Consider the following 24,652-nt stretch of genomic DNA (forward strand, 5'->3'; position numbering starts at 1 on the left):
CTAGATCGTGGCCGTCGATCCGATCGAGGCGATCAACTGGAACGACATCGCCGATCAGCGGGACCTGGATGTGTGGAACAGGCTCACCGCGAACTTCTGGCTCCCGGAGAAAGTGCCGCTCTCCAACGACCTGCCCAGCTGGCACATCCTGAGCCCCGAACAGCAGACGCTGACCATCCGGGTGTTCACCGGACTGACCCTGCTCGACACCATGCAGGGGACCGTCGGGTGCATCGAGATGCTCGCTGACTCCGCCACACCGCACGAGGAAGCGGTCTACACCAACATGGCGTTCATGGAGTCCGTCCACGCCAAGAGCTACAGCTCCATCTTCTCCACCCTGTGCTCGACTCCCGAGATCACCGCAGCCTTCGCCTGGTCGCGCGAAAACACCTTTCTGCAGCGCAAGGCCCACATCGTGCATGACTACTACCGGGGCGACGACCCGCTGAAGAAGAAGATCAGCTCGGTGATGTTGGAGTCGTTCATGTTCTACAGCGGCTTCTACCTGCCGCTGCATTGGGCATCACGTTCGATTCTGACCAACACGGCCGACATCATCCGGCTGATCATCCGCGACGAGGCAGTGCACGGCTTCTACGTCGGCTACAAGTTCCAGCAGGGCATGCACACGGCCACCGCGCAGCGCCGCATCGAGCTGAAAGACTTCGCCTACTCGATGCTCACCGAGCTGTACGACAACGAGATCGACTATGCGCGAGATCTATACGGCCCGCTCGGCATGATCGAACCGGTCCTGCCTTACATGCGCTACAACGCGAACAAGGCGCTGTCCAACCTCGGCCTGGACCCGTTATTTCCCACCGATGACTGTCGCGTACCGGCCGAGATCATGTCCGCCCTCGATCCGGGAGCCGCCGAGAACCACGACTTCTTCTCCGGGTCGGGAAGCTCATACGTGATCGGCGCACAGCAGCCCACGACAGACGACGACTGGGATTTCTGAACTCGACAGCTGTGTCAGCGTCGACCGCGCCCCGCCCGACCCGGTTTGCGGGCGACCTTGCCCGCAGCGGCGCGGGCGGCCTGTTTGGCGAGCGTCTTCTCCCGGGCCGTGCGCTTGGGCGCCGACGGGGCCTGCCCCCGCGACGAACCGGGTTTGCGGCCCCGCACAACGCCGACGAACTCTTCGACCAGTTCCGACTGCGAACCGTTGGGGAAAGCCAGCGACACCGGGCAGGTGGGCGCATCGGTGATCGCACGGTAAGTGAGATCCTTGCGGTGATAGAGCCGCGCCAACGACTGTGGAACGACAAGTGCGCCCAGCCCGGCTGCGACGAGTTCTATTGCGTCCTTAGTGGTTTCAGGGCGATGATCGATCGGGTTGCCGGGAGCGTCCGCCCATGCGACGACGTCGTCTAGCGGCAGCAGGACCGGCTCATCCTGGAGGTCGGCAGCGGCGATCTCGTCGACGGCGTTGAAAACGTGATCCTTGGGCACCACGACTACCGTCGTCTCCTCATAGAGGGGAATAACCGCCAGCCCCTCGGTGTCGGCCAGCGGCCGCAGCAGTGCCACATCGACGGTGCCGGCCCGCACGGCGGCCGCCGCGTCTGCCGCGGCAACGGCGTGCAGCAGCAGTGGGACATCCGGGTGCCGCTCGGCCCAGACCCGAGCCCACTTCGCGGGCGTCCCGCCGGGGACGTACCCGAGGGTGAGGGAAGGCGGGTTCACCGCATCAGGCTACCGATAGGCTGACGCCATGAGCAGGCCGAACGCACAGTCCATGAAACCCGCTACGGCCGCCAAGAAACTGGACGTGTATCTGCCCGCGACACCTGGGGAGTTCCAGGAGAACTCGATCACCCGCACCGAGCTCGCCGCCTTGCAGGCCGAACCGCCGCAGTGGCTCAAGGACCTGCGCAAGAACGGACCGCACCCGAAGAATCTGGTGGCGGCCAAGCTGGGCATCTCGATCTCCGGTCTCACCCGCAGCGGCGTGGAGAATGCGCTGACCACCGAGCAGATCGTCGCGCTGCTCGAGGAGAAGCCCGAGTGGCTGGTCGCCGAACGTGAGAGCTACCAGGAAGTCCTGCGCGAGCAGCGGCGCATCAAGACACTGCATGCCGACCAAGCTCGCGAAAGCTGATTCAAGAAGACCGAAGAACGGGCCTCACGGCAGGTTGAGCTGCCAGGACACTCCGAACCGATCGTTGACCCAGGCGAACGCGGTCGAGAAACCGTAGTCGCCGAGCGGCATCAGGGTGGCGCCGCCCTCCCCCAGCACGGCCGCCAGCCGTTCCAGCTCCGGGCGGTCAGCGACCTCTACGAACAGTGAGCTCGACGGGGTGAAGTCGAAGCCATGCGTGACCGCACTGTCACTGACCAGCACCCGCAGCCCGGCCAGGTCCAGTTCGGCCAGCATGATGCCGGCGGCCGGATCGGGGTGCGCGGTCGAGGACACCACCGAGGCACCCGGGAATGCGGCCAGGTACAACTCGATCGCGGCGGCGGCAGTCCCGCCCTGGAACATGAGGAACGGTCTGATCCGGGTCATGCCGCCCACCCTATCCACGCCGGCGGGGTACGGCTTTGAAAAAAAGACGCAGGCCAGGCAGCAATATCCCCTGGCCTGCAACCGTTTCGAAGCACCCTGCCAGACGCCGAGTGCGAGGGCTGGCCGATCAGCACAGGTAGCGTTCGGCGGAATCCACCAGACGGCTGACGCTTCCGCGATCCAGGCCGTCGTGGCGGTTCACGCCCAACTTGCGCGCTGCCCTGCTGACGACTTGAGCGGCCTCACCGCGCGACTCTGGGGTCGCCCGTCCGTCCGGCCCCTTGCGCAGGACATGACATGCTTCCCAACCCAATTGCAGCGCTTGGTTATCGCGCAATCGGACCCTGACCGAGCTGTGCACCTCGCGCAGGTAGCTATTGGCGTCGGCGTGTGCGGTACTAACTGCCAGCGAAGGCAGGGTCGCCAGAAGGATGGTTGCCAGCATGATCCGCGAGAACCTGGCTTTGAGCTGGGTCAATTGACGCCTTTCGTCGGTTTACCCACGCATAAGTGAACGTCGAAACTGGTTTATTCAGGACTTTCACATTAAGCATAAACGCTTGGTCGCGGGAGCCGAAAGTGCCAGCTGCGTTGCGGCTGCTCGAGGCAGTAAGCAGTCGGTCGACCGAGGGACTCTGACCGCCATCAAAGAACAAACGGGCCAGGGGATGCCTCCCCTGGCCCGCGAGTCGTCGGAAAAATGGTCACAGCACGCAGGACACGCAACCCTCGACCTCGGTACCTTCGCGCCATCTGCCGCAGGCGGATGTAGTACAGCGTCTTGATTCTCTTGCGCCAGGCGTAGATCTGAGCGCGGTTGACGTCGCGCGTGGTCGCGGTGTCCTTGAAGAACAGGTCGTATTGGGACCAGACTCGACCCCTGCGGCGGCTACGGCCGCCCCAGCACATCACGTCGTTAGATCTCGGAAAGTAGCCTCTGCCTGGTCAAGGTGGTTCGCCATCATCTCCACTACTTCGATCACCTCTGAATCAGTCAATTGAGGCGACTGATAGCTCCCGCTCGGTTCCGGATGCTCATCAAGCCATCGCCGTTCGACTCCGCAGTCCGCCCCCAAAACGTCATACCCAACCAGATAGCGCGGCATCGCGTTCGCGACCAGCTCGGCTTCAAGTGCACGACGATCGCGCACACGGACTTTCGAAGTCGGATCGTGATCCGGGTGGAAGAATACGTGTTTCACAGCGACATCGTAAATAGCATTGTTCAATGCGATCGCAATACCAGGATGAAGCTTCAACGTACGGTCGAACCAGTGATTCCGTATCCTCCTGGTAGACAATCCTGGGAGGAACAGACATCGGTGTGGGTCGAGCGGCAAATAGATGTCCCAGTAGTCGGCGGCTAGTAGCTGATCGCTAGCGTCTTGACCATTAATCACCAGGACGGGGACATCACCAGTTAATAAGCAGTAGTCGCTAAAACCCACCCCCCAGGGCCGAGCGTACAAAATGGTCGCCAGCGGCCGGACGAGCTTGACGATGTACTCGATATGCCGGTTAGCCGACCGAAAATCGCCAGGAACCTCTATCGAAGACGCTGTATCGATATCAAGTCGAACTCGCTGCCGTGTTGTTCGGAGAACCTGGGCTGCTATCCACCACGACAAAGCCAATCGCGTGTCCTTGCGCAAAGGAGTGGAGGGCAGGGCATTGTCGGTCGGCAATCTTCCGGCGTCCAGCAATTGACGAAAAGCCCTTGCCCCCAGCCTTTCGATCTTGTCGAGAAATTTCTCCATCTCGTGGTGAGGGACGCCTTCGTTGTCGCTCCCCCAATAGAAGCCGCGCTCTACAGCAACATTTTTCACCTCCGCGGTGAAGCGGGTAGACAAATCTCGAACGTCCGCGCCGACGATATGGAAGCCGTTCCTTTCCTGGCGCGCGAAGCGTTTGAGGTACATCTGCGGAACGTGATGGTCACGCGTCGACGCAGGCCTGCCTGCCATATCAGCTTCGGTGGCCGAACGGTGTACCAAGTCGCTCAAAGAGCCCAAGCGCCTGCCTCGGTTGGCAAGACCAAGTGTTCGACATCTCGTCCGTAGTGCCTTCTCGCTTGCCGCCAGTCAAGCCTTCACCCGCCGGAACACTGATACAACGCCGATCAGCTAGCACGATATGGGTTAGAGGCCCATTGACTGCTCGGAATGCCCGCACGAGCAACACTTTCCCGCGTCAGAATGCCTGTGCTGGCGTCGCCGTTGGATTCGACATTCCAACCCTGATCAAGGTCGCCATTCATAAATGCGTTGACGAGGTCCATGATGTCGACGGTGAGGTGGTGGTGATCGCATGCCACACCGGTGTTGATGAATACCTCGTTCGGCCTGTGACTTGAGCAGCGTAGGTAAGCACAGAGCTGGTTCACATGCTCCATTGGACCGAGGGCGTGGGTGGATCGCACACTGCCCTCAAATCCCGCTAGCTTCAACCGAGTACGCAAATCAGCCACCGTCAACTGCGATTGGATCATCATCCACCTCTCGATACGACTTTCATGCGCTTCGTCGCGCTCACAGCATGCAGGACACGCAACCCTCGACCTCGGTGCCTTCCAGCGCCATCTGCCGCAGGCGGATGTAGTACAGCGTCTTGATTCCCTTGCGCCAGGCGTAGATCTGAGCCCTGTTCACATCGCGCGTGGTCGCGGTGTCCTTGAAGAACAGCGTCAAGCTCAACCCCTGGTCCACGTGCTGGGTGGCCGCGGCGTAGGTGTCGATGATCTTCTCGTAGCCGATCTCATACGCGTCCTGGTAATACTCCAGGTTGTCGTTGTTCATGTAGGGCGCCGGGTAGTAGACCCGGCCGATCTTGCCTTCCTTGCGGATCTCGACCCGCGCCACGATCGGATGGATCGACGACGTCGAGTGGTTGATGTAGGAGATCGACCCGGTCGGCGGAACGGCCTGCAGGTTCTGGTTGTAGATCCCGTGGGTCTGTACCGACTCCTTGAGCCGGCGCCAATCGTCCTGGCCCGGAATCCGGATGCCCGCCTCGGCGAACAGCTCACTCACGCGCGCGGTCTTGGGCTCCCACACCTGCTCGGTGTACTTGTCGAAGAACTCCCCGGAGGCGTATTTGGAATTCTCAAAGCCGACGAATGACGTACCCCGTTCCAGGGCAAGACGATTCGACGCGCGCAGCGCGTGATACAGCACGGTGTAGAAGTAGATGTTGGTGAAGTCGATACCCTCTTCGGAACCGTAGAAGATCCGCTCCCGAGCCAGATACCCGTGCAGGTTCATCTGACCCAGCCCGATGGCGTGCGAGGAGTTGTTGCCCTGCTCGATCGACGGCACCGACCAGATGTGAGTCTGATCCGACACCGCGGTCAGCGCCCGGATGGCGACCTCGATGGTCTGGCCGAAGTCGGGCGAGTCCATCGCCTTGGCAATGTTGAGCGAACCGAGGTTGCAGGAGATGTCCTTGCCCACCTTGGCGTACGACAAGTCGTCGTTGAATTCCGACGGGGTGGAGACCTGCAGGATCTCCGAGCACAGGTTCGAGTGGGTGATCTTGCCTTCGATGGGGTTGGCCCGGTTCACCGTGTCCTCGAACATGACGTACGGGTAGCCGGATTCGAACTGCAACTCGGCCAGAGTCTGGAAGAACTCGCGCGCCTTGATCTTGGTCTTGCGGATGGCCGCGTTGTCCACCATCTCGTAGTACTTCTCGCTGACGGAGACGTCGGCGAAAGGCACCCCGTAGACCTTCTCGACGTCGTAGGGCGAGAACAGATACATGTCCTCGTTCTTCTTCGCCAGCTCGAAGGTGATGTCGGGAATCACCACGCCCAGACTCAGCGTCTTGATCCGGATCTTCTCGTCGGCGTTCTCCCGCTTGGTGTCCAGGAAGCGGTAGATGTCGGGGTGGTGGGCGTGCAGGTACACCGCACCGGCACCCTGACGGGCGCCGAGCTGGTTGGCGTAGGAGAAGGAGTCCTCCAGCAGCTTCATGATCGGGATGACCCCGGAAGACTGGTTCTCGATGTTCTTGATCGGGGCGCCATGCTCGCGAATGTTGCTCAGCAGCAACGCCACTCCCCCGCCACGCTTGGACAGCTGCAGGGCGGAGTTGATCGACCGGCCGATCGATTCCATGTTGTCTTCGATGCGAAGCAAAAAGCAGCTGACCGCCTCGCCGCGCTGCTTCTTGCCGGAGTTCAAGAACGTCGGGGTGGCGGGCTGGAACCGGCCGTCGATGATCTCCTCGACGAGTTGCTCGGCCAGCTTGGTGTCACCGGCGGCCAGGGTCAGCGCGACCATGCACACCCGGTCCTCGAACCGCTCCAGGTAGCGCTTTCCGTCGAAGGTTTTCAGGGTGTAGGAGGTGTAGTACTTGAACGCCCCCAGAAACGTCGGGAACCGAAACTTCTTGGCGTAGGCCCGATCCAGCAACGACTTGACGAAGTTGCGCGAGTACTGGTCGAGCACCTCGCGCTCGTAGTACTCCTTCTGGATCAGGTAGTCGAGCTTCTCGTCCTGATTGTGGAAGAACACCGTGTTCTGGTTGACGTGCTCCAAGAAGTACTGACGGGCGGCCAGCACATCCATGTCGAACTGGATCTTGCCGTCGGCGTCATACAAGTTGAGCATCGCGTTGAGCGCGTGGAAGTCCAGCTCGCCCACCGGTGCGCTGCGGGTGGTTGCGGTTACCTGCTCTGCAGTTGCAGCGGTTGGTGGCATGCCTCGTCCTTCCAGAAATCGGCCAAGCCCGCGCGGACGGCTTGTACGTCCTCGTCGGTTCCCATCAATTCGAATCGATACAGGTACGGCACCCCGCACTTGCGGGACACCACGTCACCCGCGTAGCAGAACTCCGCACCGAAGTTGGTGTTGCCGGCCGCGATCACGCCGCGCAGCAGCGCCCGGTTGTGTTCGTTGTTCAAAAAAGCGATGACCTGCTTCGGCACGTAGCCGCCGTCGTTCGTGTCGGGCTGCTGACGTCCGCCGCCGTAGGTCGGCAGGACCAATACATAGGGGTGGTCGACCTCGATGCGTCCGTGCAGCGGGATCCGGATGGCCGGCAGGCCCAGCTTCTGCACGAACCGGTGGGTGTTCTCCGACACCGAAGAGAAATACACCAGGCTGCATTCCGAATCCGCAGACATGGCGACCCCCTTCAGCTCTCAGTCAGACTCCACCCGTACCCGTACCCGACCACCGGCGCCTACGCGCTGAGCGCGGTCTGCGTCAGCGCCTTGATGCGGTCCGGCCGGAAACCCGACCAGTGCTCGTCGCCGGCGACCACAACCGGGGCCTGCAGGTAGCCCAGCGCCATGACGTAGTCACGGGCGTCGGGGTCCAGCGAGATGTCGACCTTCTCGTAGGAGATGCCCTGCTTGTCCAACGCCTTGTAGGTTGCGTTGCACTGCACGCACGCGGGCTTGGTGTAGACAGTGATGCTCATGGCGGCAGGCTCCTCAGCGAATCGTCGACAACGAAAGGATGACGGATCGGGCACTACGTTCAGCTGGCCGCCAGGACTTTCCGTTCTCCAGCTCCGCAGCCGTGGCAGAGCACCGAAATTGGTGCCGGTTGCCGCGGCCCGGATAACTGGAAGATCCCGGGCCTGTCGGTCCCCCGAACACTACACCTAGTGGTCATCCCTCGGGGTTAATACTAGATGTTCTGAACGACATTGTTGAAATTCGCTGGTCGTAAGCTTGCGGCGCCGTGTACGTCGGCGTGTCGCATCTCACATTCGAGCATCTCTCTCTTCATAACCGCAGGTCTATCACTCGGCACCGACAAGCGATCGGCGCAGGCACCCGTCGACCTCCTGCCAGCAAAGCTGTCTAGCCTCCCGATCAACGCGTCCCGGCAGGCACAGATTCCCGCAGATCCGCCACGGCAACGGGGGCCGGCCGGCGACGGTTCCGGCGCAGACGGCCGCCCACGACGCCCAGCAGCACCGGTACCAGCGACACTGCGATGACAGCCAGCAGAACCAGGTCCAGATGCGCGCGCACGAACCCGATGCCGCCGAGCTGGTATCCCAGCAAAGGAACGCCCGCACCCCAGGCCAAAGACCCGGCGATGCTGTAGCCGGTGAACGTTCGGTGGTGCATTCCGGACGCCCCCGCCAGCACCGGCGTCAGGGTCCGCGCCACCGCGACGAAGCGCGCCAGAAAGACCGTCGCCTTGCCGTGGGCAGCGAAGTAGCGCTGGGCGCGCTCCACCTGATGGCGGCCGAGCCGTCGGGCGCCTCGAGACTCCAGCACCGCCGGCCCCGCCTTGACCCCGAGGAAGTAGCCGCACTGATCGCCGGCGATCGCCGCGAGCGGCACGGTCAGTATCAGCAGCCACAACGGAACCGCGGGGTGAACTTGAGCGGCCAGCACGCCCGCGGTGAACAGCAGCGAGTCGCCGGGCAGGAAGAAGCCCACCAGGAGACCGGTCTCGACGAACACCACCGCCAGCACGCCCAGCAGACCGAACGTGGCGATCAAAGTGTCTGGATTGGTAGTAATTCCGGTCATGGCACCAGCTTGTCCGCGAGGCGCTGTGGGACCGCTGAGAACGCGGAGAGCCCGGGGGTCGAGCTCTGCTCTACTGGTGTGGTGCGGATATTGCTGGTCGAAGACGAGGCTCGGCTGGCTGAGACGGTGCGTCGTGGACTGGTCGCCGAGGGCTTCGTCGTCGACGTCGAACACGACGGCGCAGATGGTCTGGCCGCCGCCACCACCGGCGACTACGACGTGGTGGTGCTGGACATCATGCTGCCCGGCCTCAGCGGCTATCAGGTGGTTCGCGAGCTGCGAGCCCAGCAGGTGTGGACGCCGGTGCTCATGCTGTCGGCCAAGGACGGCGAGTACGACATGGCGGATGCCTTCGACATCGGTGCCGACGACTACCTGACCAAGCCGTTCTCATTCGTCGTGCTGGTGGCGCGGCTGCGCGCCTTGCTGCGCCGAGGCGCCCCGGCGCGTCCGACGGTGCTCACCGCGGGCACCCTGACGCTGGATCCGGCTCGGCGCCGGGTGACCCGCGGCGACACGGTGCTCACCCTGACGCCGCGGGAATTCGGACTGCTGCAGTTCTTGATGCGGCACCAGGGCGATGTCGTCACCAAGCCCGAGATCCTGCGGTCGGTGTGGGATACGAACTACACCGGCGACGAGAACGTCGTCGAGGTCTACATCGGTTATCTGCGCCGCAAGGTCGACGTGCCGTTCGGGCTCGCCACCATCGAGACCGTGCGTGGCGCGGGCTACCGGCTGCGCTCGGACAGCGATTCTTGATCGGGGCAACCCTGCCGCGGCAATGCGACGGTGAACACCGCACCACCGGCGGCAGCATCACCGACAGTGACGGTTCCCCGGTGAGCGCGCACCACCTCCGCGACGATCGCCAGGCCGAGCCCGGTTCCACCTGACGCCCGGGCACGGGCCGCGTCGAGCCGGACAAACCGTTCGAAGATCCGGCTCCGATCCCCCGCCGGGATCCCGGGACCATCGTCGGCAACCGTGATCACGACGCCGTCCGGGACCGGACGGCAGCTCAGCGTCACCGTGCTGCGGGCATACCGGGCCGCGTTGTCGACCAGGTTGCGAATCACCCGGGTCAGGGCAGCGCGATCGCCGGTTACCCGGCAGGCCCGGATTTCGGTCGCGACGCTGACCGTCCCGTTACCACTCAGCCGGGCCGCCTCGGCCTCCAGCAGATCGTCGATGTCGACGTCCTCCCACCGCAGTCCCAGTGCCCCTTCGTCGGAGCGGGCCAGCAGCAACAGGTCTTGCAGAAGTTGGCTCATCCGCCGTGCTTCCGGGAGCAGCGATTCGTCGATCAGTTCCTGGTCCATCAGCTCGGGCCGGCCACTGGCCAGCTCCAGCGCGGTGGTGATCGTGGCGAGCGGGCTGCGCAGTTCGTGCGAGACATCGCTGGCCAGGCGAAGTTGGGCGGCCCTGCCGTGTTCCAGGCGAGCGAGCATGGCGTTCATCGTCGTCGCCAGTTCGGCGATCTCGTCATGGGTTCGGGGAACGGGAACCCGCTCGGTCAGGTCAGCGCTCGAGATCGACGCCACCCGGGTGCGGATCGCTTCCACCGGTCGCAGTGCGGCGCCGACCAGGCGGAAAGTTCCCGCCGCCACCAACACGATCAGAATCGGTGCGCCGAGCGCCAGCAGCACACCGACCTCGGCGACGATCTCTTCGACCGGCTCGCGGTCCACCCCCACCAGCACGGTGACCGGAGCTCCGTCGGCGGCGGCGCCGCGGGCCGATACCCAATACTCCTCGCCAGTGGCGGCTTCGACGCGGCCCACGTAGCGTGCTTGGCCCTCATCGGGGGCTACCGCGGCCAGCGGAGATCGGGGTGCGCCGTTCGAGGCGGCCCGGATCACGCCAGACGCCCCGACCACCTGCACCACGGCGATCTGCCCATCGGTGGCCAGCAGCGCCGACTCCAGATCGTCGAGATCGTCAGACCGCAGCTGGGCGGCGATGTTTTCGGCGCGAAGTCCCGCCGCGGTTTCGGCGGTCGATTCCAGCGACCGATACAGCACCAGCAGGAGCAGCCCGCCCGCAATGGCAAGGCAGATCGTCATCACCGCCGCGGCAGCCAGCGCCGATCGGATCCGCACACCGCTGTACAACGAGCGAAGCCGCTCGATGACGGCCCGCATCCGGTGCGTGCTGTCCCTCACCCCACCTCCCGGTTCATCGCGTCTCGACACAGCATGCCCGTCATCGTGTACCGCCGCCGCTGTGACGCCACTGAGGCCGCGGGTTCGCCATCCCCTGTCGGAGGAGCCCGCTAGCCTGCCGAGCATGCTTTCGACGCTGGCTGTGCGCGGCTACCGCTCGCTGCGCGACCTGGTGCTGCCGTTGAGCCCTCTCACGGTCGTCACCGGGGCCAACGGCACCGGCAAGTCGTCGCTGTATCGGGCGCTACGGCTGTTGGCCGACTGCGGGCGTGGCGAAGTGATCGGCTCGCTGGCCCGGGAGGGCGGCCTGGAGTCGGTGCTGTGGGCCGGCCCCGAACAGCTCGGCGAAGCGCGCCGCAGCGGAGCCGCCCAAGGCAGCGTGCGCACCCGACCGGTCTCGCTGGAGATGGGTTTCGCCTCTGACGATTTCGGCTACCTGGTCGATCTGGGACTGCCGCAGGATCCCGAGCAGGCGTCGGCATTCGCCCACGATCCGGAGATCAAACGGGAGATCGTGTTCGCCGGACCGGTGCCGCGGCGCGGCGCCACCTTGGTCAGCCGCACCCGGGCTTTCGCGCAGTCCAGCACGGGCTCCGGGGTCGAGGAACTGTCGCGGACCTTGCCGACTTATCGCAGCCTGCTCGCCGAATTCGCCCACCCCGCCGCGCATCCGGAACTGGCCGCAGTACGGGACCGGCTGCGGGACTGGCGCTTCTACGACGGTTTCCGGGTCGATGCCGGCGCAGCGGTGCGACGGCCGCAGGTCGGTACGCGCACGCCAGTACTCGCCGGCGACGGCGTCGATCTGGCTGCGGCGGTACAGACCATCATCGAGTCCGGTGACGACGAGCTGGACCGTGCGATCGCCGCCGCATTCGACGGGGCGACGCTGTCGGTCAGCTCCCACGACGGCATGTTCGACCTTCAGCTGCGCCAGCGCGGCATGCTGCGGCCGTTGCGTACCGCCGAGCTGTCCGACGGCACCCTGCGCTTCCTGCTGTGGGCCGCCGCCCTGCTGAGCCCGCAGCCACCGTCGCTGATGGTGCTCAACGAGCCGGAAACGTCACTGCATCCCGACCTGGTGGCGCCCCTGGCCGAACTCATCCAGGCCGCAGCCAACCGGACCCAGGTCGTGGTGGTCACCCACGCGCGCGCCATGCCCGAACTGCTCGCCGCCGTTCCGGTTGCCGAGGCCGACCGCCACGACACCGCGGAGATCGAGGTCTACAAAGACTTCGGCGAGACGCGAGCCGCCGGGCTGGGTCTGCTCAACACCCCGGCCTGGGACTGGGGCAGCCGCTGAGCGGTCTGGCGGCTCAGGAGCTGCGCAGTGACGCCTGCGACGGCCGCAGTGCCCGGCTGAACAGCACGTTGGCCTGACGCATGGCCACGCTGTAGGGCAACCAGGCCAGCCGCTTGAACGCGTACAGCGCCCGGATGTCACCGGAGGTGTAGACCAGGTAGCGGTTGCGGGCCACCCCGGCCAGGATCTTGTCCGCCGCCTTCTCCGGCGACACGGCATGGCCGGCAAAACGGCCCACCCACTTTTCCACGTGCGGGTCCTCGCGGTCCACGCCGGCGATCTCGACGGTGTGGACCAGCCCGGTCTTCACCGCGCCGGGCACCACCACCGACACCCCGATCTTGTGCCGGGCCAGGTCGAAGCGCAGCACCTCCGACACTCCACGCAGGCCGTACTTGCTGGCGGAATAGGCCGCGTGCCAGGGCAAGGCGACGATTCCGGCCGCCGAGGACACATTGACCAGGTGCCCGCCGCGGCCGGCGGCGATCATCTGCGGCAGCAGCGACTCGATGACGTGGATCGGGCCCATCAGGTTGATGTCGACCATCTTTCGCCACTGCTGGTGGGTCAACCGGTCGACGGTCCCCCACGCCGACACCCCGGCAATGTTCATCACGACGTCCATCGCCCCATGCCGCTCATGAATGTCGGCGGCGAAAGCGGCGACGTCGTCGTAGTCGGCGATGTCGACCACCCGGTGCTCAGGTACCAGCGCGCCCAGAGCGCGTGCATCCGCGACGGTTTCGGCCAGGCCTTCGGCGTTGCGGTCGGTCAGGTACAGCTCGGCGCCGTGCTCAGCCAGCCGCAACGCGGTGGCCCGCCCGATCCCGCTCGCCGCTCCGGTGATGAAGCACCGCTTGCCCCGGTAGTACTGCGCTACGCGTGTCATGGGTGCAGACGATACCGGCGGTACCACTCACCGATGATTCAATCCCCCGTTGAGCTGATGGCGGCGACCCGCTAGCGCTTGCGGCCGCCCCACAGCGCGTTGCGCCACAACGCCTCGAGCACCTGCACGCCACGACCCACGTCACCGGTGGGCCCGACGAAGGCACTGTCTCCGGAAAGCATGTAGGCGGTGGTAGCGCCCAGGGTCCGCACCAGCGCCGGGATGTCGTCGCTGATCGGGTTCGCAGTGCCCGCGGCGAGTTCGTCGTTGACCACGCCGACGATCTGGTCAATCACCGCATCGATCTGGGCGTCGAGCAGCTCTCGGATCTCGGCGTCGCTGTTGCGGGCCAGGTTGCACGCCGACATCACCGGGTCGTTGTGGGCGTAGACCGCGGCCGCACTGCCCACCATGCGCTCGGCGAATGCCTCCGTCGATTCGTCGGCACCCCGCGGCGCGAAGTAGTGGGTCAGTTCTTCGAGCTCGTGCGTGGCCTCCGCCAGGATGTGGGCAAGCACGGCGTATTTGGAGTCGAAGTAGAAATAGAAACCCGAGCGCGCCACCCCGGCCCGATCGCTGATGGTGCTGACCGACAGTTCCGCGAAGGGTTTCTCCTCCAGCAGTTCGCGCACCGCCTGAACAATCGCCTGACGTTGCTTGTCGCCCCGCCGCATCGGCAGATCGTCGGCAGACCGCCCACCCGCGCCATCCTCGCTATTCACCTTTGCACCTTGCACCACGCCGCGCCGGATTCAAACTTGACAGGCGTCAAACTTACTTCAAGGATTAGGGCCGAGTGACGGTTACCACAACCTGTCCGGGCCGTTAGAGGAGCGTCTGTGACCACCATCAGCACCCCGCGTTACCTGCTCGACCAGGCAAAACGCCGGTTCATCCCGACCGTGAACACCATCCCCGGGATGGGAATGCTGGAAAAGCGGCTGATGACGGTCGACTGGCCGCAACGGACGCTGGCTACCCCGCCGGCGGGCAGCGATCTGAAGCCCATCGTCGGCGACTCGGGGCTGCCGCTGCTGGGTCACATCGTCGAGATGTTCCGCCAGGGACCCGACTTCCCGCTGCATCTGTACAACACCCGGGGCCCGATCACCTTCGCCGACTCGCCCATCCTGCCGTCGATCGTCGCCCTGGGACCCGACGCCACCCAGACGATCTTCACCAACAAGAACAAGGACTACTCGCAGAAGGGCTGGCTCCCGGTGATCGGGCCGTTCTTCAACCGCGGCCTGATGATGCTCGACTTCGACGAGCACATGGGCCATCGGCGGATCATGCAGTCCGCCTTCACCCGGCCCCGGCTGGCCAGCTACGTCGAGGACATCGACCGGGTGGCCTCGGCGATCGTGGCCGACTGGCCCACCGACGACGGCCGTTTCCTGGTGTACCCGGCGATGAAGGAATTGACCCTCGACGTCGCCTCGGTGGTGTTCATGGGCCACGAGCCGGGCAGCGACCACCAGCTGGTCACCAAGGTCAACCGCGCCTTCGAGCAGACCACTCGGGCCGGCGGCGCGATCATCCGGACCGGCTTGCCGCCGTTCAAGTGGTGGCAGGGCCTGCAAGGCCGCAAGCTGCTCGAGGACTACTTCGTCGAGCGGGTCAAAGAGCGTCGCAAGGCCGAGGGCACCGACATGCTGACCGTGCTCTGTCACACCGCCGACGAGGACGGCAACAGCTTCTCCGACGCCGACATCGTCAACCACATGATCTTCTTGATGATGGCCGCCCACGACACCACCACCTCGACGGTGACCACGATGATCTACCACCTGGCCGCCCACCCGGAGTGGCAGGACCGGGCGCGCGACGAATCGACGCGCCTGGGCGACAGCCCGCTGGACATCGAGTCGCTGGAGAAGCTGGAGACCCTCGACCTGGTCATGGACGAGTCCCTGCGGCTGGTGACGCCGCTGCCGTTCAACATGCGCCAGACCGTCCGCGACACCGATCTGCTGGGCCACTACGTGCCGGCCGGTACCAACGTGGTCACTTGGCCGGGCATGAACCACTGGCTGCCCGAGCTGTACACCAACCCGCGCCAATTCGACCCGGAACGCTTCCTCGAGCCGCGGGCCGAGCACAAGAAGCACCGCTACGCCTGGGCGCCGTTCGGCGGCGGGGCGCACAAGTGCATCGGAATGGTGTTCGGCCGTCTCGAGGTCAAGACGGTGCTGCATCGGCTGCTGCGCCAGTACCGGATTGAGCTGGCCCACCCGGACTACAAGCCGCGTTGGGACTACGGCGGCATGCCGATCCCGATGGACGGGATGCCGATCGTCCTGCGCCGGCTCTAGCCGTGCGCCGGCAGGATCACCCTGCCGTCAACAGCCGATTGACACACGTGACGACGGCATCCACGGCCGAGGCCCCTGCGTCGGGCGCGAAGCCCACCGCCCAGGCCGTCGCGCGGCCGTTGGATCCGTGGATGAACGTCGCCGTCTCGGTGCCGCAAGCGAGCTGATGAAATCCCAGGATTTCCAACGTGATTCCGCGCTCGTAGAGCATTTCGGTCAGCGCGGCCAGCGGTCCGTGCGCCGCAGCGGTGCACGTGCCGGTCCGGTCTCCGATGGCGATCGTCGCCTGATAGGTGCGGCCTTCTAGCCCCACCCGTGCCGTGGGTCGGTCGGCGTCCAGGCAGCGCCACCGGCCCAGCCGCAGCGGCCCAGCGCAGCGCCCATAGTTGGCCACGAAGCCTTCCCAGGTGAGCTGGGCGGCCGAGTCGCGCAGTTCACGTGGGAGTCGGGTGCTGAACCGATCTGCGAAGGATGTGTATGCCATGGTGCGGTCTTTTCTGCTCGAAGAGAGCGACCGACGGGTAGTAGCTTCCGACCCACAGCGGGGGGCCGGTCTGGATCAGACCCCGCTGCGGGTGCTGGCTACTACGACTAGGTACCGCATGATGTCACCCAGGCTAGTAGCGCGTCCGCCGGACGCGCAATGCATTTATGGACCAGCGTCGAGATCGATATCAATTCAAGATGCGGCGGGCCACGTTGGTGGTCACCAGATCCAGCAGCTCGTCGGCGCGACCGGCCAGAATGGTGCGGATCGCGTACAGCGAAAATCCTTTGGCCTGCTCAGCGGTGATCGCCGGGGGGATCGACAGTTCCTGGCGGGCGGTGACGACGTCGACGACAGCCGGGCCGTCGTAAACGAATGCCTCGGTCAGGGCCGCTTCCAAATCGGCAGGATGCTCCACCCGACGCCCGAACATGCCCAACGCGGTGGCGACGGCGCCGAAGTCTGGATTGTCTAACTCGGTACCGAAGTTGACGATGCCGGCGGCCTTCATCTCCAGTTCGACGAAGTTCAGTGACGAGTTGTTGAACACGATCACCTTGACCGGCAAGCGATTCTGCGTCAGCGTTAGCAGCTCGCCGAACAGCATCGCCAGCCCGCCGTCACCGGCCAACGCGATGACCTGTCGCTCACGGTCGCTGGACTGGGCGCCGATCGCGTGCGGCAATGCGCACGCCATGGTGCCGTGGTTGAAAGACCCGATCAACCGCCGCCGCCCGTTCATGGTTACGTAGCGAGCCGCCCACACCACCGGGGAGCCGACGTCGACGGTGAACACCGCGTCGTCGTTGGCCAGCCGATTAGCCAGCGCGGCAACATATTCGGGACGTATCGGGGTGCGATCCCGATCGTTGGACGCCAGCGCGTCCAGTCTCTTGCGGGTCTTGCGGTAGTGCTTCAGCGACTTGTCCAAATGGCTGCTGTCGTACTTGCGCACCAGCAACGGCTGCAACGCGGCGACGGTGTCGGCAACTGTGCCGCGCAACCCGAGATCGATCGGGGTACGCCGGCCCAGGTTTCGACCGCGGATGTCGACCTGAATGATCTGCGCCCGATCGGGATAGAACTGCTGATAGGGAAAGTCCGTGCCGAGCATCAGCAACACGTCGGCTTCCCTGATCGCCTTGTAGCCCGAGGCGAAGCCCAGCAGTCCGGTCATGCCGACGTCAAAGGGGTTGTCGTACTCGATGTATTCCTTGCCGCGCAAGGCGTGCACGATCGGAGCCGCCAATGTGCGCGCCAGCTCCATCACTTGGTCGTGCGCACCGGCGACGCCCGCACCGGCCAGGATCGTGACATTGGCGGCGGCGTTGAGCGTGGCCGCGGCCGCCCGCAGCCCCTGCTCGTCGGGGTGACACACCGACCCGGTGGACAGCACCGGACGCGCTCCCCAGCCGGTCTCGTCGAGGCGGTGGCCGAAGATCTCGCCCGGCACCACCACGACGGCGACGCCGTTCTCCTCCACCGCCGCCCGCATGGCCAGCTCCAGGATGCGGGGCGCCTGCTCGGGGGTGCTGACCAACTCACAGTAGACGCTGCACTCACGAAACAGGTTCTGCGGATGGGTTTCCTGGAAGTAGTCTGAGCCGACCTCGGCCAGTGGGATGTGGGCAGCGATCGCCAGCACCGGTACACGGCTGCGCTGGGCGTCGAACAGGCCGTTGATCAGGTGCAGGTTGCCGGGTCCGCAGCTACCTGCGCACACCGCCAAGTTGCCGCTGAGCGCCGCTTCGGCTGCGGCCGCGAACGCCGCGGTCTCCTCGTGGCGCACCTGTTCCCAGCCGAACCCGCCGGCCCGGCGGATCGCATCGGTGAGTCCGTTGAGGCTGTCACCGGGTATCCCGAAGATACGCTGCACACCGCTGTGTTTGAGGGCGGCAATGACATGGTCTGCGACGGTTGCCATTTCGCGTCCTCCTCACTGGCGACCGTGCAGAGTTGTTCGGCGCCACCAGGACTTTCGCCGGACAACTCTGCACGCCCGCGCAGGGGTGTCTGTCCCCGAAACGCTACTTGATCAGCGGGTCGCGGGGCATCCCCAGAATTCGCTCGGCGATCTGGTTGCGCGTCACCTCCGAGGTGCCGCCGGCGATCGCGATACCGCGCGCGCCCATCACCATCCGGCCGGCCATGGCGCCCGGCCCGTCGTCCAGGGCGACGTCTGGGCCTAGCAGCGCCGCGCCGATAGCCGCCCCATCACCCATGTGCTCGGCGAGCTTGAGCTTGGTGACGTTGCCCTCCGGTCCGGGGCCGGCGCCGGCGATGCTGCGCGCCACCCGGCGCAGGTTGAGCAGTCGCAACGCGTGCTCGTCGGCAACGAACCGGCCGATCCGCGCCGCGGCGTCGGCCACCGAACTCCGGTGCTGCTGAGCCAGGGCAATCAGCCGCTGGTCGACCCCGGCGGTGTAAGAACCACCTCCGCCGATGCTGACCCGCTCATTGCCCAAGGTCGCACGGGCCACCTTCCAGCCCTCGTTGACCTCGCCGACGACATCCTCATCGGGCACGAAGACGTCGTTGAAGAACACCTCGTTGAACTCCGACCCACCGGTGATCTGACGCAACGGCCGCACTTCGACGCCGGGCGCCTTCATGTCGATGATCACCATGGTGATGCCGGCGTGCTTGGGCACGTCGAAGTCGGTGCGCACCGTGGCCAGGCCGCGCCGGCACAGATGGGCACCGGAGGTCCACACCTTCTGGCCGTTGATCTGCCAGCCACCCTCGACCCGGGTTGCCTTGGTCTTGACCGCGGCGGCATCCGAGCCGGCAGCGGGCTCGGAGAACAGCTGGCACCAGATCTCCTCCTGGCGCAGCGCCTTCTCCACGAATCGCTGGATCTGCCAGTCGGTGCCCTGCTGAATCAGCGTCAGGATCACCCAGCCGGTGATCGAGTAGTCGGGCCGCTGGATACCGGCGGCGCTGAATTCCTGCTCGATCACCAGCTGCTCGACGGCGTCGGCGGCCCGGCCCCACGGCTTGGGCCAGTGCGGCATCACGTAGCCGGTCGCGATCAACCGGTCCAGCTGGTCTTCGGTGCCCAACGCCGCGATCTCGGCGGCGTCGGCGTGGATTCGGACGCGCAGCTCCTCGGCTTCGGGCGGCAGGTCCAGGCTGTTGGCCCGCGTGATGCCGGCCGCGGCGCTCTCGAAGACGGCCAAGGCCGGTGCGTCGCCGCCGAACAACGCCTGCACCGTCAGGGCCCGACGCAGCTGCAGGTGGGCGTCGTGCTCCCAGGTGTAGCCGATACCGCCGTGCACCTGGATGTTGAGCTCGGCGTTGCGCACGTAGGCGGGGAACGCCAGCGTGGCCGCTACCGCGGCGGCCAGCCGGAAAGCGTACTCGTCCTCCCCGTCAGCCCGCGCGGCATCCCACACCGCGGCGGTTGCCGACTCGGCACCGACCAGCATGTTGGCGCAATGGTGCTTGATGGCCTGGAAGGTGGCGATGGTCCGGCCGAACTGTTCGCGCACCTTGGCGTACTCGACGGCCGAATCGGTGCAGTCGGCCGCACCGCCGACCGCTTCGGCGGCCAGCAAGACCCGGGCGCGCGCCAGCGCCGACTCACGCCCACCGGACAGGATGTCGTCGGCGGTGACTCCGACACCGGTCAGCATCACTCGTCCGGACCGGCGGGTGGGGTCGAGGTTCCCGGGCACGTCGACGTTGACCCCGGCCCGGTCCCGCTCGAGCACCAGCACGTCCTCACCGGCGGCCACCAGCAGCACGTCGGCCAGGCCCGCGCCCAGCACCACGCCGGCGTCACCGGAGGCCACGCCGCCGTCCAGGACGATGTCACCGGCCAGCCCCACGCCGGCGGTGAGGGACCCGTCGATCAGCCCGGGAAGCAGGCGGACCTGCTGCTCGGGGGTGCCGGCGGCAGCGATCACCGCCGAGGCGATGACGGTCGGAACGAACGGCCCCGGCGCCACCGCCCGGCCCAGCTCCTCGATCACCACCACCAACTCCGGCAGCCCGAAGCCCGACCCGCCGTGCTCCTCGTCGATATGCAGGCCCAGCCAGCCCAGCGCGGCCAGTTCGGCCCAGAACGGTGGCCGAGTCTCCTCGGCCGCGTCGAGCAGCGCACGGGCCGCAGAGCGGGCCTTCTGCGCGGTCAAGAATCCGCGGGCCACTTCGGCCAGTTCGCGGTGGTCTTCGGTTACTGCGATGCCCATGGGCTGTCTCCTGGCTTTCGTTTACTTGGGGGCGAACCGCTGGCCGGCGTCGAGCCGCAGGCATTGTCCATTGAGCATCGGGTTGTCGACGACGGCGGCAACCAACTTGGCGAACTCTTCGGGCCGGCCCAGGCGCTTGGGGAACGCCGCGTCCTTGGTCAGGGCACTGGCGAACTCCTCCGGGATGCCCTTGGTCAGTCCGGTGGCGAACAGGCTCGGCGCGATCGCCAGCGCCCGGATGCCCACCGAACCGAGGTCGCGAGCCATGGTCAGAGCCATACCGGCGACGCCCGCCTTGGCGGCGGTGTAGGCGACCTGGCCGATCTGACCCTCGAACGCAGCGATAGACGCCGTGTTGATGATGACGCCGCGCTCGTCGTCTTCGGGCTCGTTGGTGCTCATGTGCGCGGCGGCCAGCCGGTTGATGTTGAACGTGGCGATCAGGTTCAGGTCGATCACCGCACGGAAGGACTCCAGGTCGTGCGGGCCGGACTTGCTCAGGGTGCGCTTGGCGATACCGCCGCCCGCCGTGGTGACGATGACGTGCAGCCCACCCAGGCCCTCGACCGCCGCAGCCAGAGTCTTCTCGGTAGCGTCGAAATCGGTGATGTCCACCGGGTAGAAGGCGCCAGCCCCGCCCTTTAGACCGGCGGCTACCTCTTTGCCCTCCGAGCCTTCCCGGTCGAGCACCGCGACGTCTGCCCCGCCGGCAGCCAGCAGCTCCGCGGTGGCCCGGCCCATTCCGGAGGCACCGCCGACGACGACGACCTTCTTGCCGTTGATGTCCATGCACACCCCTTCGTCGCCGTTACGGGAAATCTAGTAGTTGAGAATCTAGGACAAGTTATCGTTCCGCTCGGAAACCGCTGCCCCTCGGGCATCAGAGAAGGTCCCAAGGAGGTACCCGTGGCCGCACCGACGGCGCCGGAGGTAGTCGAGCGACACGACGGGCCGGTGACTTATGTGCACACCGACCCCGAGTTGCCGGCGGTGGCGGTGATCGACCGCTCCCCCATCTCCGCACGGCACAAAATGGTGTTCGGTGCGGTCGCGGTCGCGGGCGCGCTGGCGTGGGCATCGATCGCGTTCGCCCGCGGCGAATCGGTGAACGCGGTGTGGTTCGTCATCGCCGCGGTGTGCACCTACATCATCGGATTCCGTTTCTACGCACGGTTTATCGAACGCAAGATCGTTCGCCCGCGCGATGACCACGCCACGCCCGCCGAAATCTTCGAGGACGGCACCGACTATCTGCCGACCGACCGGCGGGTGCTCTTCGGCCACCATTTCGCGGCAATCGCCGGCGCAGGCCCGCTGGTCGGCCCGGTACTGGCCACGCAGATGGGCTACCTGCCGGGCACCATCTGGATCATCATCGGCGCGGTGGTGGCCGGCTGCGTGCAGGACTACCTGGTGCTGTGGTGCTCGGTCCGCCGACGGGGCCGCTCCCTGGGACAGATGGCCCGCGAGGAACTGGGTGTCGTCGGCGGGGCGGCCGCGATCATCGGCGTGCTGGTCATCATGGTGATCCTGATCGCGGTGCTGGCCCTGATCGTGGTGCGGGCCTTGGCGGTCAGTCCCTGGGGCGTGTTCTCCATCGCGATGACGATCCCGATCGCCCTGTTCATGGGGTTCTACCTGCGGTACTTGCGGCCGGGCCGGGTGTCCGAGGTGTCCCTGATCGGAATAGTCGCGCTACTGGCTGCTGTGGCATCGGGCAAGTGGGTCGCCGAAACCTCTTGGGGTGTCGCATGGTTCACGTTGTCCCCGGTGACGTTGTCCTGGTGCATCATCGGCTACGGCTTCGCCGCCTCGGTGCTGCCGGTGTGGTTGCTGCTGGCGCCGCGGGACTACCTGTCGACGTTCATGAAGGTCGGCACGATCATCCTGCTGGCCGTCGGCATCCTGATCGCCCGGCCGCTGATGGCCGCGCCGGCCGTCTCGGAGTTCGCCCGCACCGGCGAAGGGCCGGTGTTCGCCGGGTCGTTGTTCCCGTTCCTGTTCATCACGATCGCGTGCGGCGCGCTGTCGGGATTTCATTCGCTGATCGCCTCGGGCACCACCCCGAAACTGCTCGAAAAAGAGAGCCAGATGCGGCTGATCGGCTACGGCGGAATGCTCACCGAGTCTTTCGTCGCGGTGATGGCGCTGATCACCGCCTCTATTCTGGACCAGCACCTGTTTTTCACCCTCAATGCTCCGGTCGCCGCGACCGGCGGCACCGCCTCAAGTGCCGCCGCTTACGTCAACGGCCTCGGGCTGGGCGGGTCGCCGATTACCGCCGATCAGATCACCGAGGCCGCCACCGCGGTCGGCGAACAGTCGATCGTGTCGCGTACCGGCGGGGCACCGACCCTGGCGTTGGGAATGGCCGACGTACTGGGGCGGGTGTTCGGCGGGCCCGGCCTCAAGGCCTTCTGGTACCACTTCGCGATCATGTTCGAGGCGTTGTTCATCCTGACCACCGTCGACGCCGGCACCCGGGTGGCCCGATTCATGCTCTCCGACGCGCTGAGCAATCTGGGCGGACCGCTGCGCCGGCTGTCCAACCCGAGTTGGCGGGTCGGAGCGTGGGTGTGCAGCCTGGTGGTGGTCGCCGGGTGGGGTTCGATCCTGTTGATGGGTGTCACCGATCCGCTCGGCGGGATCAACACCCTTTTCCCGCTGTTCGGTATCGCCAACCAGTTACTGGCCGCGATCGCACTGACCGTGGTGACGGTGATCGTGATCAAGAAGGGCAACGGGACCTCAGGCCTGAAATGGGCACTGATCCCGGGCATTCCGCTGCTGTGGGATCTGACGGTCACCATGACGGCGTCGTGGCAGAAGATCTTCTCCGGTGATCCGCGGGTGGGCTACTGGACGCAGCACTTCGCCTACCGGGCCGCCGAACGCGCCGGCGAGACCTCCTTCGGATCGGCGGCCAACCCCGCGCAATTGCACGACGTCGTCCGCAACACCTTCATCCAGGGCACCTTGTCGATTGTGTTCGCCTCCGTGGTGGCGGTGGTGGTCATTGCGGGAATCCTGGTGTCACTGCGGGCGATTCGCGACGCGGGGTCGACCGCCGAGCCTCCGCCGGTGGCATCGCGGCGGTTCGCGCCCGCGGGGCTGATCCCGACCGCGGTCGAACGAAAGGTGCAGGCGCAATGGGACGCCCGCTGCGCGGATTAGGCCGGGCCGCCCGTCACGTCGGCTGGTACTGGGCGTCGCTGTTGGGCGACAACCACTACCACCGCTACCTGGAGTACCGCCGTCGCGCCCATCCCGGCGAACCGGTGCTCTCCGAGCGCGACTACTGGCGGCGCCGGCACGACGGCGATCCCGGGGCACGCTGCTGCTGACTGACGCTGCCGTGTCCAAAACTTAATGAAGCCTTGACCGACTCGTGGGCATGTGCGCGAGGCTTTCCGGCGCGAATCTCCCTACCATCAACGGCGATAACCCAAGGTAAGAAGATCGGGAAGGTATGCCGACGATGTGGACATCGGTGCGTTCAGCAATGGTGGTGATCGGGGTCGCGGTCACAACGTTCGTGACGCCGCCCGGAACGAGTTCGGCCGCGGCCAGCCAACCGCCCGGCGCCGGGATCGCATCGATCCAGCCGGCATCGGGCGCCGTCGTCGGCGTGGCGCACCCGGTGGTGGTGACCTTCTCCGCACCGGTGATCGACCGCCGGGCCGCCGAGCGCAGCATTGCGGTGCGGTCCACCCCGCCGATGACCGGAACCTTCGACTGGGTCGACGACACCGAGGTGCAGTGGGTTCCCGACCACTACTGGCCGTCGCACAGCGCCGTGGCGCTGTCGGTGGGCAAGCTGTCCGTCGACTTCAGCACGGGCGCGAAGGTGGTGGGCGTCGCCAGCATCTCGGCGCACACCTTCACCGTGACCGTCGACGGTGACGAGGCCGGCCCGCTGCCCACACCGCACCACCGCCCGCACTGGGGCGAAGACGGCGTCATGCCCGCCACCATGGGCAAGACCGAATACGAGACGCCGACAGGCAACTACACCGTGCTGGGCAAGGACCGCAAGGTCATCATGGACTCCAGCAGCGTGGGGATCCCGATCGACTCCGCCGAGGGCTACCGCTTCGAGGTCGAGCAGGCAGTGCGCATCACCCGGCGCGGGCTCTACGTCCACTCGGCACCGTGGGCGCTGCACTCCCTGGGGCTGGAGAACGTCAGCCACGGCTGCGTCGGCCTGAGTCCTACCGACGCCGAGTGGTACTTCGACCGGGTCAACATCGGCGACCCGGTGATCATCAAGGAGTGACGCGGGCCGC

The 24,652-nt window shown here is 65.8% G+C and carries 24 protein-coding genes; 8 read left to right on the forward strand and 16 right to left on the reverse strand.

Going from position 1 to position 24,652, the window contains the following annotated elements; translation table 11 throughout:
• Positions 1 to 4: 4 nt before the first annotated feature.
• The gene (gene nrdF / locus ACKY0W_RS14855) at positions 5 to 967 is read left to right on the forward strand and encodes a class 1b ribonucleoside-diphosphate reductase subunit beta (RefSeq protein WP_409437797.1); all 963 of its coding nucleotides are present in this window, start codon (positions 5 to 7) and stop codon (positions 965 to 967) included.
• A 14-nt stretch (positions 968 to 981) separates the two neighbouring features.
• Here the strand turns inward: nrdF and ACKY0W_RS14860 are convergent, their stop codons facing one another.
• A complete protein-coding gene (locus ACKY0W_RS14860; RefSeq protein ID WP_409434687.1) occupies positions 982 to 1,695 on the reverse strand; it encodes a LysR family substrate-binding domain-containing protein in 714 nt (237 codons plus the stop codon).
• Between the two features lie 28 nt (positions 1,696 to 1,723).
• On the opposite strand from ACKY0W_RS14860, the gene ACKY0W_RS14865 reads away from it, so the two are divergent.
• Positions 1,724 to 2,110, forward strand: coding sequence for a DUF5997 family protein (locus ACKY0W_RS14865; RefSeq protein WP_409434688.1), 387 nt, complete (start codon positions 1,724 to 1,726; stop codon positions 2,108 to 2,110).
• A 24-nt stretch (positions 2,111 to 2,134) separates the two neighbouring features.
• Here the strand turns inward: ACKY0W_RS14865 and ACKY0W_RS14870 are convergent, their stop codons facing one another.
• The 8 genes from ACKY0W_RS14870 to ACKY0W_RS14905 all read right to left on the reverse strand — a co-directional run bounded on the left by ACKY0W_RS14870 (position 2,135) and on the right by ACKY0W_RS14905 (position 9,014).
• Complete coding sequence (locus ACKY0W_RS14870; RefSeq protein WP_409434689.1) at positions 2,135 to 2,518, reverse strand: VOC family protein; 384 nt, start codon at positions 2,516 to 2,518, stop codon at positions 2,135 to 2,137.
• Between the two features lie 127 nt (positions 2,519 to 2,645).
• Positions 2,646 to 2,996 (reverse strand): hypothetical protein, encoded by a 351-nt coding sequence (locus ACKY0W_RS14875; RefSeq protein ID WP_409434690.1) that lies wholly within the window; start codon positions 2,994 to 2,996, stop codon positions 2,646 to 2,648.
• 430 nt (positions 2,997 to 3,426) lie between these two features.
• The gene (locus ACKY0W_RS14880) at positions 3,427 to 4,482 is read right to left on the reverse strand and encodes a DUF4238 domain-containing protein (protein WP_409437798.1); all 1,056 of its coding nucleotides are present in this window, start codon (positions 4,480 to 4,482) and stop codon (positions 3,427 to 3,429) included.
• A gap of 155 nt (positions 4,483 to 4,637) precedes the next feature.
• Positions 4,638 to 5,009 (reverse strand): hypothetical protein, encoded by a 372-nt coding sequence (locus ACKY0W_RS14885; RefSeq protein WP_409434691.1) that lies wholly within the window; start codon positions 5,007 to 5,009, stop codon positions 4,638 to 4,640.
• A 37-nt stretch (positions 5,010 to 5,046) separates the two neighbouring features.
• Entirely contained in the window at positions 5,047 to 7,218 is a 2,172-nt protein-coding gene (gene nrdE / locus ACKY0W_RS14890; RefSeq protein WP_409434692.1) for a class 1b ribonucleoside-diphosphate reductase subunit alpha, read from the reverse strand.
• Complete coding sequence (gene nrdI / locus ACKY0W_RS14895; protein WP_409434693.1) at positions 7,185 to 7,643, reverse strand: class Ib ribonucleoside-diphosphate reductase assembly flavoprotein NrdI; 459 nt, start codon at positions 7,641 to 7,643, stop codon at positions 7,185 to 7,187. The genes nrdE and nrdI overlap by 34 nt, the downstream gene beginning before the upstream one ends.
• A gap of 59 nt (positions 7,644 to 7,702) precedes the next feature.
• Entirely contained in the window at positions 7,703 to 7,942 is a 240-nt protein-coding gene (locus tag ACKY0W_RS14900) for a redoxin NrdH (protein ID WP_406757502.1), read from the reverse strand.
• 400 nt (positions 7,943 to 8,342) lie between these two features.
• A complete protein-coding gene (locus tag ACKY0W_RS14905; RefSeq protein ID WP_409434694.1) occupies positions 8,343 to 9,014 on the reverse strand; it encodes a DedA family protein in 672 nt (223 codons plus the stop codon).
• Between the two features lie 81 nt (positions 9,015 to 9,095).
• On the opposite strand from ACKY0W_RS14905, the gene ACKY0W_RS14910 reads away from it, so the two are divergent.
• The gene (locus tag ACKY0W_RS14910) at positions 9,096 to 9,776 is read left to right on the forward strand and encodes a response regulator transcription factor (protein ID WP_409434695.1); all 681 of its coding nucleotides are present in this window, start codon (positions 9,096 to 9,098) and stop codon (positions 9,774 to 9,776) included.
• On the opposite strand, the gene ACKY0W_RS14915 is transcribed toward ACKY0W_RS14910, so the two are convergent.
• Positions 9,746 to 11,158, reverse strand: a complete 1,413-nt coding sequence (locus tag ACKY0W_RS14915; RefSeq protein WP_409437799.1) for an ATP-binding protein — start codon at positions 11,156 to 11,158, stop codon at positions 9,746 to 9,748. The two genes, ACKY0W_RS14910 and ACKY0W_RS14915, sit on opposite strands and share 31 nt — an antisense overlap.
• A 145-nt stretch (positions 11,159 to 11,303) precedes the next feature.
• Here ACKY0W_RS14915 and ACKY0W_RS14920 point away from each other — a divergent pair, with 145 nt between their 5' ends.
• Positions 11,304 to 12,482, forward strand: a complete 1,179-nt coding sequence (locus ACKY0W_RS14920; protein WP_409434696.1) for an AAA family ATPase — start codon at positions 11,304 to 11,306, stop codon at positions 12,480 to 12,482.
• Positions 12,483 to 12,495: 13 nt separating this feature from the next.
• Here ACKY0W_RS14920 and ACKY0W_RS14925 read toward each other — a convergent pair whose 3' ends face one another.
• Together ACKY0W_RS14925 and ACKY0W_RS14930 are read right to left on the reverse strand one after the other, a co-directional pair.
• Positions 12,496 to 13,371, reverse strand: coding sequence for an SDR family oxidoreductase (locus ACKY0W_RS14925; protein ID WP_409434697.1), 876 nt, complete (start codon positions 13,369 to 13,371; stop codon positions 12,496 to 12,498).
• A 71-nt stretch (positions 13,372 to 13,442) separates the two neighbouring features.
• A complete protein-coding gene (locus ACKY0W_RS14930) occupies positions 13,443 to 14,045 on the reverse strand; it encodes a TetR/AcrR family transcriptional regulator (protein ID WP_406757632.1) in 603 nt (200 codons plus the stop codon).
• Between the two features lie 165 nt (positions 14,046 to 14,210).
• Here ACKY0W_RS14930 and ACKY0W_RS14935 point away from each other — a divergent pair, with 165 nt between their 5' ends.
• Positions 14,211 to 15,686 (forward strand): cytochrome P450, encoded by a 1,476-nt coding sequence (locus ACKY0W_RS14935; RefSeq protein ID WP_409434698.1) that lies wholly within the window; start codon positions 14,211 to 14,213, stop codon positions 15,684 to 15,686.
• 16 nt (positions 15,687 to 15,702) lie between these two features.
• Here the strand turns inward: ACKY0W_RS14935 and ACKY0W_RS14940 are convergent, their stop codons facing one another.
• From ACKY0W_RS14940 to ACKY0W_RS14955, 4 genes are all read right to left on the reverse strand, one after another.
• Entirely contained in the window at positions 15,703 to 16,170 is a 468-nt protein-coding gene (locus tag ACKY0W_RS14940) for a homocitrate synthase (protein ID WP_409434699.1), read from the reverse strand.
• 190 nt (positions 16,171 to 16,360) lie between these two features.
• Positions 16,361 to 18,097: a ubiquinone-dependent pyruvate dehydrogenase gene (gene poxB / locus ACKY0W_RS14945; protein ID WP_409434700.1), complete on the reverse strand. Its 1,737-nt coding sequence runs from the start codon at positions 18,095 to 18,097 to the stop codon at positions 16,361 to 16,363.
• A 103-nt stretch (positions 18,098 to 18,200) separates the two neighbouring features.
• Positions 18,201 to 20,366, reverse strand: a complete 2,166-nt coding sequence (locus tag ACKY0W_RS14950) for an acyl-CoA dehydrogenase (protein ID WP_409434701.1) — start codon at positions 20,364 to 20,366, stop codon at positions 18,201 to 18,203.
• Positions 20,367 to 20,387: 21 nt separating this feature from the next.
• Positions 20,388 to 21,155, reverse strand: a complete 768-nt coding sequence (locus ACKY0W_RS14955) for an SDR family NAD(P)-dependent oxidoreductase (protein WP_406782085.1) — start codon at positions 21,153 to 21,155, stop codon at positions 20,388 to 20,390.
• Positions 21,156 to 21,272: 117 nt separating this feature from the next.
• Here ACKY0W_RS14955 and ACKY0W_RS14960 point away from each other — a divergent pair, with 117 nt between their 5' ends.
• The 3 genes from ACKY0W_RS14960 (at position 21,273) to ACKY0W_RS14970 (ending at position 24,642) form a co-directional block, all read left to right on the forward strand.
• Positions 21,273 to 23,540, forward strand: coding sequence for a carbon starvation CstA family protein (locus ACKY0W_RS14960; protein WP_409434702.1), 2,268 nt, complete (start codon positions 21,273 to 21,275; stop codon positions 23,538 to 23,540).
• Positions 23,516 to 23,710, forward strand: a complete 195-nt coding sequence (locus ACKY0W_RS14965) for a YbdD/YjiX family protein (RefSeq protein WP_409434703.1) — start codon at positions 23,516 to 23,518, stop codon at positions 23,708 to 23,710. Before ACKY0W_RS14960 ends, ACKY0W_RS14965 begins: the two co-directional genes overlap by 25 nt.
• Positions 23,711 to 23,844: 134 nt before the next feature.
• Positions 23,845 to 24,642, forward strand: a complete 798-nt coding sequence (locus tag ACKY0W_RS14970) for a L,D-transpeptidase (RefSeq protein ID WP_409434704.1) — start codon at positions 23,845 to 23,847, stop codon at positions 24,640 to 24,642.
• Positions 24,643 to 24,652 lie beyond the last annotated feature (10 nt).

The sequence above is a fragment of the Mycobacterium sp. SMC-14 genome, assembly GCF_046250075.1.
In the GTDB taxonomy this organism is placed as follows: Bacteria; Actinomycetota; Actinomycetes; order Mycobacteriales; family Mycobacteriaceae; genus Mycobacterium.